Source organism: Pseudomonas sp. 22490, assembly GCF_052044465.1.
Classification (GTDB): domain Bacteria; phylum Pseudomonadota; class Gammaproteobacteria; order Pseudomonadales; family Pseudomonadaceae; genus Pseudomonas; species Pseudomonas aeruginosa.
In genome coordinates, this window is sequence record NZ_JBQENS010000004.1 from 57293 (window position 1) to 69183 (window position 11891).

Annotated in this window: 10 protein-coding genes; 3 read left to right on the plus strand and 7 right to left on the minus strand. The window is 68.5% G+C overall.

Translation table 11 applies throughout. From position 1 onward, the window contains the following. The first annotated feature begins 78 nt into the window (after positions 1-78). From ACTJJX_RS05750 to ACTJJX_RS05760, 3 genes are all read left to right on the plus strand, one after another. Positions 79-552: an SRPBCC family protein gene (locus ACTJJX_RS05750; protein WP_003082488.1), complete on the plus strand. Its 474-nt coding sequence runs from the start codon at positions 79-81 to the stop codon at positions 550-552. 2 nt (positions 553-554) lie between these two features. Continuing rightward, complete coding sequence (gene kefB / locus ACTJJX_RS05755) at positions 555-2396, plus strand: glutathione-regulated potassium-efflux system protein KefB (RefSeq protein WP_003112454.1); 1842 nt, start codon at positions 555-557, stop codon at positions 2394-2396. Between the two features lie 166 nt (positions 2397-2562). Continuing rightward, positions 2563-4062: a flavin-containing monooxygenase gene (locus tag ACTJJX_RS05760; protein WP_003159806.1), complete on the plus strand. Its 1500-nt coding sequence runs from the start codon at positions 2563-2565 to the stop codon at positions 4060-4062. A 16-nt stretch (positions 4063-4078) separates the two neighbouring features. On the opposite strand, the gene ACTJJX_RS05765 is transcribed toward ACTJJX_RS05760, so the two are convergent. The 7 genes from ACTJJX_RS05765 to ACTJJX_RS05795 all read right to left on the minus strand — a co-directional run bounded on the left by ACTJJX_RS05765 (position 4079) and on the right by ACTJJX_RS05795 (position 11890). Next, a complete protein-coding gene (locus tag ACTJJX_RS05765) occupies positions 4079-5014 on the minus strand; it encodes a DedA family protein/thiosulfate sulfurtransferase GlpE (protein ID WP_003112452.1) in 936 nt (311 codons plus the stop codon). A gap of 169 nt (positions 5015-5183) precedes the next feature. After that, entirely contained in the window at positions 5184-5882 is a 699-nt protein-coding gene (locus tag ACTJJX_RS05770) for a pirin family protein (RefSeq protein WP_016851873.1), read from the minus strand. Between the two features lie 117 nt (positions 5883-5999). Beyond that, positions 6000-6635, minus strand: coding sequence for an alpha/beta fold hydrolase (locus tag ACTJJX_RS05775; RefSeq protein ID WP_016851872.1), 636 nt, complete (start codon positions 6633-6635; stop codon positions 6000-6002). Beyond that, on the minus strand, positions 6632-7861 hold the full coding sequence (locus ACTJJX_RS05780) for an MDR family MFS transporter (protein ID WP_003082502.1): 1230 nt from the start codon (positions 7859-7861) through the stop codon (positions 6632-6634). Before ACTJJX_RS05780 ends, ACTJJX_RS05775 begins: the two co-directional genes overlap by 4 nt. Then, positions 7858-8817, minus strand: coding sequence for a clavaminate synthase family protein (locus ACTJJX_RS05785; protein ID WP_003082503.1), 960 nt, complete (start codon positions 8815-8817; stop codon positions 7858-7860). The genes ACTJJX_RS05780 and ACTJJX_RS05785 overlap by 4 nt, the downstream gene beginning before the upstream one ends. Next, positions 8814-10412, minus strand: coding sequence for an asparagine synthetase B family protein (locus ACTJJX_RS05790; protein ID WP_003112449.1), 1599 nt, complete (start codon positions 10410-10412; stop codon positions 8814-8816). The genes ACTJJX_RS05785 and ACTJJX_RS05790 overlap by 4 nt, the downstream gene beginning before the upstream one ends. Further along, positions 10412-11890, minus strand: coding sequence for an ANL family adenylate-forming protein (locus ACTJJX_RS05795; protein WP_003159809.1), 1479 nt, complete (start codon positions 11888-11890; stop codon positions 10412-10414). The genes ACTJJX_RS05790 and ACTJJX_RS05795 overlap by 1 nt, the downstream gene beginning before the upstream one ends. Between the last annotated feature and the right edge of the window lies 1 nt (position 11891).

Sequence of the window (11891 nt, forward strand, 5' to 3'; positions counted from 1 at the left end):
CCGGCAGCGGGAAAACTTTCTGCACCCATCGCCGGTCAGAACTCGCCTATCGCATGCACCGAACAGGAAGTGAGCCACATGCAATTCGAACACCTGGTCCAGGTCAACGACCGGACACTTGTCGACCTGCCGGTCCTCGACCGGCTGCAACTCTGGGAAGGCCTGGTCTGCCGTGCGCGCGAGCCACAGTATTTCGTCGTCGGCCTGGAGCGTTTCGAGATCCTCGTCGATGACGGCGACCGCCTGCACCGGCGCCTGTACCTGCCGGGTCTGGTGGTCGAGGACGAAGTCGTGCTGAAGGCGCCGGACAGTGCCCACTACAGTATCAAGCCGAGCGCCGAGGTGGCCGGCGGCAGCCTCGACATGACCATCGAGGAGCCGGAACCCGGCTCGCTGTTCGTGCGTTTCGCCTACTGCACCCGCTACCTGCAGCCGCTGGGCGACGAACTACCCTACGACGCCTTCGTCAAGCAGGCCTATATCGCCATGGATGTGGAGACCATCGCCACCATCCGCGACCGGTTCGGCGCCAGCGCCGCCAGCGGGAGTTGAGCGTGGAACACGGAAGCAGTTTTCTCCAGTCCGGCGTGGTCTTCCTGATCGCGGCGGTGTTCATGGTGCCGCTGGCCAAGCGCCTGCAACTGGGCGCGGTGCTCGGCTACCTGCTGGCCGGCGTGCTGATCGGTCCCAGCGTGCTGGGCCTGGTGGACAACCCGGAAAGCGTCGCGCAGATCTCCGAGATGGGCGTGGTATTGCTGCTGTTCATCATCGGCCTGGAGCTGTCGCCGCGGCGCCTGTGGGTGATGCGCAAGTCGGTGTTCGGCGTCGGCCTGCTGCAGGTGCTGCTGACCGGCCTGGTGATCGGCACTGTGGCCCTGGTCGGCTTCGACCAGCCGGTGAACAGCGCGGTGGTGCTCGGCCTGGGCCTGGCGCTGTCGTCCACCGCCTTCGGCCTGCAGATCCTCGCCGAGCGCAAGGAACTTACACAGCCCCATGGCCGCCTGGCCTTCGCCATCCTGCTGTTCCAGGACATCGCGGCGATCCCGCTGATCGCCATGATCCCGCTGCTCAGCGGTGCGCACAGCGACGCCGGCGGCAGCGAACTGACCCAGACCCTCAAGGTGGTCGGCAGCATCGCCGCGGTGGTGGTCGGTGGCCGCTATCTACTGCGCCCGGTGTTCCGCATCGTCGCCCAGACCAAGCTGCAGGACATGTCCACCGCCACCGCGCTGCTGGTGGTGATGGGCACCGCGCTGCTGATGGAGCTGGCCGGCGTGTCCATGGCCCTCGGTGCCTTCCTCGCCGGCCTGCTGCTGGCCGACTCGGAGTACCGCCACGAACTGGAGGCGCAGATCGAGCCGTTCAAGGGCCTGTTGCTCGGCCTGTTCTTCATCAGCGTGGGGATGAGCGCGGACATCAGCCTGCTGCTCAAGTCGCCGTGGATGGTGCTCGGCCTGACCGTGCTGCTGATCGCCCTGAAGGCGCCGGTGCTGTACTTCGTCGGACGCATTTCCGGCGGCCTCGACAAGGCCTCGGCGCTGCGCCTGGGCGTGGTCCTGGCGGCCGGCGGCGAGTTCGCCTTCGTCGTGTTCAAGATGGCCCGCGACCAGGGCCTGTTCCAGAACGACCTGCACAACCTGCTGGTGCTTTCCATCACCCTGTCGATGGCCCTGACCCCGTTGCTGGTACTCGGCCTCGCGCGCCTGCTGGCGAAGGAGCCGGAGGCGACGAAGCCGCCGCCGGAAATGGAACGCATCGACAACGACGACACCCCGCGCGTGGTGATCGCCGGGGTCGGCCGCATGGGCCAGATCGTCGCTCGCGTGCTGCGCGCCCAGCGCGTGCCGTTCATCGCCCTGGACACCTCGGTGGAGACCATCGAGCTGACCCGTACCCTCGGCGCGATCCCGATCTTCTACGGCGACCCGATGCGCCCGGAGATCCTTCGCGCGGCCCAGGTAGAGAAGGCCGAGTTCTTCGTCATCGCCACCGATGACCCGGAGACCAACATCGAGACGGCCAAGCGCGTGCGCAAGCTGTATCCGCACCTGAAGATCATCGCTCGCGCGCGTAACCGCCAGCACGTCCACCTGTTGCTCGACGCCGGGGTCGAGCCGGTGCGCGAGACCTTCTTCTCCAGCCTGGAGATGAGCCGCATGGTGCTCTGCGGCCTGGGTCTGAGCGAGGAACAGGCGGACGCGCGGATCCGTCGTTTCCGCCGGCACGACGAAGAGGTCCTGGCCTCCCAGCACCTGTTCTACAACGACCGCGACGCGCTGATCAAAAGCGCTCGCGAGGCGCGGGTCGAGCTGGAGACGCTGTTCCAGACCGACCAGTTGGAAGACCGTGGCGCGGTAGCGGCGGAGACCCCGGAGAAACCTTCCCGCGCCTCCTAGCGCCCGACCCATGCCGGTACGCCGGCATGGGTGATTCCCACGCCTGGGTCCATACTTTGCGGATATCGCAGTACGAAGGTTGGGATACCCGCGCGGCATCCCCTCTGTAGGGTGGAGGGCATCAGCCCAGCAGACGGCTGGACGCTTCCGCCGATCGAGGAACCTTATGCCTGTCGAACACCTGGACGTACTCATCGTCGGCGCCGGATTGTCCGGCGTCGGCGCCGCCTACCACCTGATGAAGCATTGCCCCGGCAAGAGCTTCGCCCTGCTCGAAGGGCGCGCGGCGATGGGCGGTACCTGGGACCTGTTCCGCTACCCCGGCATCCGTTCCGACTCGGACATGTTCACCCTCGGCTACAACTTCAAGCCATGGAGCGATCCCAAGGCCATCGCCGACGGTCCGTCGATCCGCCGCTACATCGAGGAGACCGCACGGGAGAACGGCATCGACCGGAAGATCCGCTACCGCCACCGGGTGCTCAGGGCCGACTGGGATTCCGCCAATGCGCGCTGGAACCTCGACGTGCAGCGCGGCGACGAGCCCGAGCCGCTGCGCATGACCGCGCAGTTCCTGCTGATGTGCACCGGCTACTACCGCTACGAGGCCGGCTATACCCCGGAATTCGTCGGTCGCGAGGACTTCGCCGGGCAGGTCGTCCATCCGCAGCTGTGGCCCGAGGACCTCGACTACAGCGGCAAGAAGGTGGTGGTGATCGGTAGCGGCGCGACCGCCGTGACCCTGGTGCCGTCGCTGACCGACAAGGCCGCCCACGTCACCATGCTGCAGCGCTCGCCATCCTACGTGATCACCCTGCCGCAGAAGGACGCGATCTCCAATTTCCTCCGCCGCTTCCTTCCGGAAACCTGGATCTACCGCCAGGCGCGGGCGCGCAACGTGGCCATGCAGATGGTCTTCTTCATGCTCGCCAGGACCTTCCCCGGCCTGGTCCGCAAGGCCCTGCTCAAGCTGGCCAGCCTGCAACTGGGCAAACGCTTCGACATGCGTCACTTCAGCCCGCGCTACAAGCCGTGGGACGAGCGGGTCTGCGCGGTGCCGGACGGCGACCTGTTCAAGGTGCTGCGCAAGGGCAAGGCGTCGGTGGTCACCGAGCACATCGACCGCTTCGTCGAGCGGGGCATTCGCCTGAAGACCGGCGAGGTGCTGGAGGCGGACATCATCGTCACCGCCACCGGCCTCGACCTGGTGATGTTTGGCGGCGCCGAGCTGGCGGTCGACGGCAAGCCGTTCCTGGTCAACCAGAGCATGGGCTATCGCGGCATCATGCTGCGCGACCTGCCGAACCTGGCGGCGGTGGTCGGCTATACCAACGCCAGTTGGACGCTCAAGGCGGACCTCTCCAGCGAATACTTCTGCCGCCTGATCAATCACATGGATGCCACCGGCATGCGCCAGGTGACCGCCCGCGACAGCACCGGCGACGTGCGCGAGGAGCCCTTCCTCAACCTCGACTCCGGCTACATCCAGCGCGCCGCCGAGCGCATGCCCAAGCAGGGCGACCGGATGCCCTGGAAGCTTTACCAGAACTACGTCCTCGACCTGGCGCTGCTGCGCTACGGCAAGGTCGAGGACGGCTACCTGGTGTTCTCCTCGCCGGCGCCGCAGCGGCAAGCCGGCGGCGCGGCGGTGCAGGCCCTGGGCTGAACCCGGTGGGCGTCGCTCAGGCGTTCGCCACGACCTGCCCGTAGGCCTTGCGCCAGGCGTCCAGGCCGCCGGCCAGCGCCCAGGTGCGGGTGAAGCCGGAGGCGTTGAGGCGCTGGGCGAGCATCGCGGCGGAAAGTTCGTGGGGACAGGCGCAATAGATGACGATGCTGGCGTCCCTGAGGTCGCCGGGGAGGTCCTTCAGCGACACGTTCAGCTCCACCGGGATGGCTCCCGGAATGCCGCTCGGCTCGTCTTCGTGATGGGCGCGGACATCGAGGATCACCGGCAATTGCCCCTGTTCGCGAAGGTTTTCCAGTTCCTCCACGCTGATTCGCGGAATCCGCCGGCTGCGCGACAGCAGGCGCTGGCGCTGCCAGAGCTTCCAGGCGATGAAGGCGGCGAAGGCGCCGGCGATCAGCAGCGCGCCGATGGCCGCGTAGTCGCTGAGCAGCGCCAGCAGGTGGTCTACCGCATCGCTGAAGATCACCCCCAGCAGCAGCGCGGAACCGGCCCAGAGTGCCGAGCCGGCGGCGTCGTAGGCGAGGAAGCGGCGCAGGTGGGTGCGGGTCATGCCGGCCAGGGTGGTGGACAACGCACTGGCGCCGGGCAGGAACTTCGACATCAGCAGCGCCCTCGGACCGACCCGCAGGTACATGTTCTGGCTCTGGCGGATGCAACTGTCCTGGGACAGCGAGACCTTGCAGATGCTGCGCAGGAGGAAGCCGCCGTAGCGGCGTCCGGCCAGGTACCAGGCGACGTCCGCCAGCAGGCAGGCGAGCACCACCACCAGCAGGACCACGCCCAGCGGCGCGCCGACGCCCTGCATGGCCAGCGCGCCGGCGACGATCAGCGCCGGGTAGGCGGGAATCGGCAGCCCGGCCTGCTCGCAGAGCACGTTGAGGAACAGCAGGAGCAGCCCGTGGTTCTCCAGCAGGGGTTGCAGTTCACGCATGGCGGAGCCTCTCGAATTCTTCTGGGGGTAGTGTGAGCGCGAAGCGTGAAGCTGGGAAGAACCCAGTCGGCAGGGCCGGAGGCGTTGCGGCGGATAACGCCGCTGCGTCGAGAGAGGCTGGGGCGCAACGAAAGCAGCCCCTCGCCCGTGGGGGCGAGGGGCTGTCGGGTCAGGCCACTTCCACCAGCAGCACTTCGCTGTCTTCCAGGGCGGTGACCTTCAGGGTCGGTTCGTCGCGTACCGCCAGGCCATCGCGGGCCTCGGCGCGCACGCCGTTGACCTCGATGCTGCCGGTGGCCGGCACCAGGTAGGCGCGGCGACCGTTTTCCAGGGCGTACTCGGCGCTCTGGCCGGCCTTCAGGGTCACCGCGGCGACCTCGGCGTCGGCGCGGATGTGCAGCGCTTCGCTGTCCTGCTCGTCGCCGCTGGCGAGAGTGACGAAACGACCGTCGCGCTCGGCCTTCGGGAACGGTTTGGAGCCCCAGCGCGGTTGGTCGCCGCGGCGGTCCGGGATGATCCAGATCTGGAAGATCCGGGTGGTCTCGGCTTCCAGGTTGTACTCCGAATGGACGATGCCGGTACCGGCGCTCATCACCTGCACGTCGCCGGCCTCGGTGCGGCCCTTGTTGCCCAGGCTGTCCTGGTGGGTGATCGCGCCTTCGCGGACATAGGTAATGATCTCCATGTCGCGGTGCGGGTGCGGCGGGAAGCCGCTGCCGGCGGCGATCTCGTCATCGTTCCAGACCCGCAGGCGGCCCCAGTCCTCGCGCTCCGGGTCATAGTAGTCGGCGAAGGAAAAATGATGACGCGCGTTCAGCCAGCCGTGGTTGGCATGGCCCAGACGGTCGAAGGGACGACGTTTGATCATGATCGGATCTCCATTGGGCCCGTCGCCGCTCGTTTGCGCGAGGGTGCGGGCGGTTGATGGGGTCATCATCCGTCAGATCATTGCGATAAAAAAGCGCGTATTTTCGGATTTATCTATCTAATTATTAGATTCGATCAGGGCGCGAAGGAAGCGCGGGTCCGCCAGTGCGGCGAGGTGCCCGCCCGGGTATTCCCGCACTCGCGCGTCCAGGCGGTGGGCGAAGGTACGTTGCAGCGGCGGCGGGCTGAGCCGGTCGGCGGCCGCCACAACGTAGGTGACCGGGCAGGCTGGACGAACCTGCCGCGGCGAGTCGATCAGCAATTGCGCGGGTTCGCTGGCGCTGGTCGGCACCTCGGCGCCGAGCAGTTCGAGGAAGCCGGCGCGGTCTTCCAGGCGGACCCGCCCTCCGAGCGGGTCGAGGCGGCATAGCCCGAGGAGATTGTCCTGGCCGCTGTCCTGGTAGCTTTCCAGCGCGCCGCCGCCCTCGCTGACCAGCGCGCTGAACAGGTACAGGTGCGCGGCGCGCTCGCCCAGGCGGGCCGCCAGGCATTGCGCCAGGTAGCCGCCGAAGCTGTGGCCGCAGAGTATCACCCGCTCCTCGCCGGCCAGCGTGGCGGCGGCCTGGTCCAGCCAATGCGCCAGGTCGCATCCGGGCGCGTTGCGCAGATGGTCGCAGCTTCGCCAGCCGGCGCCTTCCACGGACCAGGCGGAGCGGCGCAGGAAAAATCCCGAGACCAGCAGCGCGCCGCTCATCCGCCGGCCCGCTCGGCCTGGCGCAGGCCGACCGCGCCGACCTGCAGCAGCATGATCACCCCGCACAGCGCGGCCAGGCCGAGGTACAGCGCCTGGCTGCCGGCATGGTCGAGCATGATCCCGCCGTACAGCGGTGCCAGCGCGGTGCCGAGGCTGTAGAGATTGGCCGCGCCGAAATAGCTGCCGCGCAAGTCGTCGGGGGTCAGTTGGTCGACCTCCACGCTGAAGGTCGGGAACACGATCAGTTCGCCGAGGCTGAGCACCACCGTGGCCAGCGCCAGGCCGGCGAACAGGGTCACCGGGGTCCAGGCGAAGCCTAGCTGGGCCAGGAGCATGAGCAGCATGCCGAGCATCAGGCGGCCGCCGGTGCCGGTGTTTTCCAGCAGGCGAAGGAGGGGAAACTGGGCGACCACTATGGTCAGCGCGTTGATGGTCACCAGCAGGGCGATGCTGTTGACCACGTCGGGCAGACCGCTGCGGGTTAGGTACTGCACGAGGGTCGAATCGAAGGTGGCGTAGATCAGCGCGGCCAGCATGTTGCACAGCAACAGCAGGGTGAAGGCGCGATGCCGGGCCATGCTCAGGCAGGCTTCGAGGAACCCCGTCGAGGATCGCGGGGCAAGGCTGCGCCGCTTAAGTTCGAGGTGGTGCAGCAGGCGCCAGAGCAGCAGACCGTAGCAGAAGTAGACCAGCGCGGTGACCAGGAAGGTGCCGGCCTGGGCGGCGACGCCGAGAGTCAGGCCGATCAGCGGGCCGAGGGCGGCGCCGAGGTTGATCAGGAAGTACCGGCAGTAGAGCGCCAGTTCCCGCGAGCGGCGATCCTCGACGCGGTCGCCGATCAGCGCCTTGCAACTGGATTCGAGCAGGGCGCAGCCGATGCTCACCCCGGAGATCGCCAGTCCGTAGGACAGCGGCTGGCCGCTGAAGCCCAGCAACACGAAGGAAAGCCCGCTGAGGCTGGTGCCGAAGAAGATCAGGCGCTTGCGCCCGAAACGGTCCGACAGCCAGCCGGTGTAGATGCCGCTGAGCGCGCCGCAGACGGTCGCCAGCGCCAGCAGCAGGCCGATGGCGCTGGCGGACAGCCGGAACTCGCGCCACAGCAGCAATGCCAGGAACGGCCAGACCATGAAGTAGGCGCCGCGGGTCAGCAGCGTACCGACGAGCATCACGTGGATTTCCGTCGGCAGGGCGCGGAAGCGTTGCACGCTGAAGGTGTTGTCGCTCACGGGCGGGGCTCCTGGGCGAGGGGACGGATGCCGCCGCGCAGGCTGCCGGCGGCTACCTGGTGGAACAGCGGCAGGAAGCTTTCCGGCAGTTCGCGGGTGAACTCGCTGCTCAGCCAGCAGCGCAGCAGGCAGCGGCGCTGCCGCTCGTCGTCGCTGAACTCGGTGCGCGCGTGCAGGGTGGTGTGGTTGTTCACCAGCACCAGCATGCCCTTGCTGAAGTCCAGTTCGGCATAGCCGTCGGCGCGTTCGATCGCCTCGTCCAGGCCGTCGAGCATGCTTCGCACCTGCGGGGCGAGGCTTAGCCCGTGGCGCGTCACCGATTCGTTGAACTTGCGGATATAGCGCAAGACGAAGGTCCGCGGGGTTTCCGTGAGCAGCGGCACCAGCGCGTAGTCGGCGTCGCCTTCGTCGCGCAGGTCGTGGGGGATCGGCTGGCCGAGCAGGGGCAGCCAGGCCGGATTGGCGGCTTCCAGGGTGGCGAGGACGTCGGCCGAGGAACGGATGCGGAAGGCGCCGCCCCGGCGTGCCGGCGACCAGCAGGCGAGCACCGTGAGGTCGGCGCGATCGGAGTGGAAGGCCAGTTCCTGGCTGGTCAGGTGGCCGCGCTGCGGCGCGTCGCGGGCGTCGCGCAGGCCGAGGTCGCGCACTTCCTTGAGGTACTCGCCGTTGCGGTTGATCGCCACGGTGCGTCCCAGCCATTGGCAGAATGCGCGGAACACCCGCTGGAATTCGTCCTCGGCGAGTCCGCGCAGCAGCGCGGAATCGTGCAGCAGCACGCCGCTTCCATGCTCCAGTTCGTGATGCAGGCGCTGGCGCAGGAGAGCCTCCGCGCTATCCGCGGGACGCCGCTCCAGCAGGCGCGCGAACAGCGTTTCCAGGCCGGCGGCGAAAGCGGCCGAAGCGCAGAACACCGCGTTGCCCCGCCAGGGCGCGGGGCGACGATGGATGGTTGTCATAGCGAGGCTCCGTATTCCTGCTGCCAGAGCGACAGGGTGGTGAGGGTGAACAACTGGTCGCCGGGCAGCGCCGCGACGCTCGGTGCATCCAGGCCTTCCAGGCCGAGGTCGTGGAGCGCCGGCAGGCGTTCGGCGAGGTGCCGGCGCATTTCCCCGAGGGCCTGCGGCCAACGTTCGAACGGCAGGCGGAAATGCCGTTTCGGCTGCGCCTGCCAGCGTTTCTCGCGCTGCTCCAGGAGCGCCACCAGCGGTGCCTTGGCGGTGTCGCCGACGATCCGCTGGAGGCGCCCGGCGCGCTGCGCCAGGGCGCCATGCAGGTAGGGGGTGCGCGCTTCGATGGTGCGCGACATCAGCAGATGGTCGGCGCGGCGCAGCAGCGGCTCCAGCGAGTAGTGCAGGTCGAACTGGCCGATCGCCGCCTCGAGGCCCTGGCCGAGGGCCTCGTGGGCGAGTTCCTCGATCCGCTCGGCGACCCGTCGGCCCGCCGGTTCCGCCAGCAGCGCGGCCTTGCGCCGGTACTCGCCGAACCAGGCGGCGGCAAAGCGCCGCGGTTCCGGTGTGTCGCGCCGGCGCCAGAGTTCGAGATGGCGCGGGTAGCCCCAGAACAGTTCGTCGGCGCCTTCGCCGAGAAGCACGCAGTGATAGCCCTGCTCGCCGATACCGTCGGCCAGGCGCTGGTACATCAGCAGGCTGGACATCCGTGTCGCCCCGCCGAAGTTGCCGACCGCGCGACGCAGCAGCGGCATGAAGGCTTCCTGGCGCAGCTCGAAGCGTTGCAGCCGAGGGTGTGGCAGCAGGCTTTCCTCGTCGCCTTCCAGGCACAGGTGAAAGCGTTGCAACTGCGGGTCCAGGTAGCTGCCGAGCAGGTTGGAATCGACCCCGCCGCTGACCAGCAGGGCGCAGGGGCGGAAGGTCTGGCGGCAGCGTTCGAGGGTTTCGCCGAGCTGCTCGTCGAGGCTGTCCACCTCGCTGGCCGGGGCGGTGGCCAGCCGCTGGCGCTGGCAGAGGCGCGGACGCTCCTGGGAGAGATCGAAGCGCAACACCTCGCCGGGCAGCAGCAGACGGACCTGCTGGAACAGGGTCTGGCCTTCCAGCGGCACGCCGGCGGCGACCACCTGGGCGATCGCCTCGGCGTCGGCGCGGGCGCCGCCGAGCAGGTGCAGCAGCGCCCGCGGCTCGGAGGCGAAGGCCAGCAGGCCGCGCTCGGGCTGGTAGCTGTAGTACAGCGGCTTGATGCCGAACTCGTCGCGCAGCAGGGTCAATTGCCGGGTCTGCGGGTCCCAGCTGGCGAGGGCGTACATGCCGTCCGGCAGTACCCCGCGCTGCAAGCCGTCGAGCAGCAGGCGGATCTCGCCATGGATTTCGCAGCCGGCCTGGTAGACCTCGCCGTTGTAGGCGACCCGCCGCTGACCCTCCTGCGGCGGCAGCGGTACCGCCGCGGCGCCGGACATCGGCAGGCGGGTCATGCCGATGGCGCCGTTCGGCAGGGCCGCGATGCCCTCGCCGAACGGGCCGCGATGGGCCAGCAGGCGTAGCGCTCCGGCGAAGCGCGAGACACTGAAACCGGTGCCGACGTAACCGAGGATGCCGCACATCACGAGGCTTCCCGTTGCAGCAGGGCGGCGAGCGCACGGCGGTCGTGCTTGCCGGCGCCGTTCAGCGGCAGGGCCTGGTGCGACAGCACCACGCGCTGTGGCGCGCGGAGGGTGCCGAGCTGCTGCTGGAGCCAGGGCAGGAAGGCGAACTCGACCTGCGGCGCGGTGTGGATCACGGCGACATAGTCTTCGCCATAGAGCGGGCAGTCGACCTTCAGGCAGCAGACGTCGATCACCTCGTCCAGGCCGTTGAGCGCCCTTTCGCATTCATTCAGATGGAACAGGTTGCCGCCCTTGTTGATGGTGCCGTCGCAACGGCCGAGGACGTGCACGCAGCGGTCCTCGTCGAAGTAGGCGAGGTCCTGGGTGTTCAGCCAGCCGTCCTCGAGCACCTGGGCGGTCAGGTCGGGGCGGTTGACGTAGCCGGAGAACAGGCTCGGCGTGCGCACCCACAGGCGCCCGCGTTCGCCGCTGCCCTCCAGCGGGCGGCCGTCGGGGTCGGTCAGCTTGAGTTCCAGGCCGACGGCAGGTCCCACCGAGTTGTCGAACGCATCGCCGCGACGCTTGCCGAAGAGGAAGGCGAAGCCGCACTCGCTGAGGCCGTAGATGTTCGCCAGCGCCGCGTAGTCGCGCTGGAAGGCCGCCTGCAGGTCGGCGTCCAGGCGCGCCGAGCCGGCGACGCAGAGCAGGCGCTGCAACGGCAAGCGGCGCGGCGGCGGGGAGCCTTCCTTGACCATGTGGTTGACCACCGGCGGCACCAGGTAGAGGAAACTGATGCCGAAGCGTTCCACGCATTCCCAGAAGCCTTCGCTGTCGGCCCAGCAGTGCAGCGGCAGGAGCACCGCGCTGCCGCCGTACAGCAGCGGGAAGAGGAAATTGATGCCGAGGATGCCCAGGCCGCTGATCCGGTAGAAGCAACCGGAGCGCGTGTGCTCGCCGATGCCCAGGCAGTCGCGGCCGATGCGGTAGGCATGGAGCATGGCCTGCTGGCTGAGTTCGATGCCTTTCGGCTGGCCGGTGGTGCCCGAGGTGAACAGGATCATGTGGCTGTGCGCGGCGCGGTCGAGCCGGCGCGTCGCGCTGCGCTCGAAGTCCAGCGCCAGGCGCAGCCCGGCCAGCGCGCCCTCGAGCGGATGTTCGCTGGCCAGCGCGTCCAGGCGCATCTCGTCGACGATGGCCTGCTTCGCGGCCTCCCCCCACTCGGGATCGATCAGCACCAGATGCTTGCCCGCGCGCATGACCGCATAGATCAGGCAGAGGTTGCGGTAGCTGTTGTCGAGCAGCACGCCGACACTGCGGCAGGCATGCGCGGCGATCTGCTCGGCGAGGGCATCGACCTGGCGGTCGGCGTCGCCCCAGGTGTATTCCAGCGGTCGCTCCGGCTCGCGGGCGTCGATCAGGAACGGCCGCCGCGGGTCGGCGCTGCCGAGATGGCGGAGGGTGCTGTCGAGCGATACGGGTACGGGGAGGCTGCTCATG

Coding starts and splice junctions, on each gene's coding strand:
- ACTJJX_RS05750 (WP_003082488.1), top strand. CDS start 79: ATGCAATTCGAACACCTGGTCCAGGTCAACGACCGGACACTTGTCGAC.
- ACTJJX_RS05760 (WP_003159806.1), top strand. CDS start 2,563: ATGCCTGTCGAACACCTGGACGTACTCATCGTCGGCGCCGGATTGTCC.
- ACTJJX_RS05765 (WP_003112452.1), bottom strand. CDS start 5,014: ATGCGTGAACTGCAACCCCTGCTGGAGAACCACGGGCTGCTCCTGCTG.
- ACTJJX_RS05770 (WP_016851873.1), bottom strand. CDS start 5,882: ATGATCAAACGTCGTCCCTTCGACCGTCTGGGCCATGCCAACCACGGC.
- ACTJJX_RS05775 (WP_016851872.1), bottom strand. CDS start 6,635: ATGAGCGGCGCGCTGCTGGTCTCGGGATTTTTCCTGCGCCGCTCCGCC.
- ACTJJX_RS05785 (WP_003082503.1), bottom strand. CDS start 8,817: ATGACAACCATCCATCGTCGCCCCGCGCCCTGGCGGGGCAACGCGGTG.
- ACTJJX_RS05790 (WP_003112449.1), bottom strand. CDS start 10,412: ATGTGCGGCATCCTCGGTTACGTCGGCACCGGTTTCAGTGTCTCGCGC.
- ACTJJX_RS05795 (WP_003159809.1), bottom strand. CDS start 11,890: ATGAGCAGCCTCCCCGTACCCGTATCGCTCGACAGCACCCTCCGCCAT.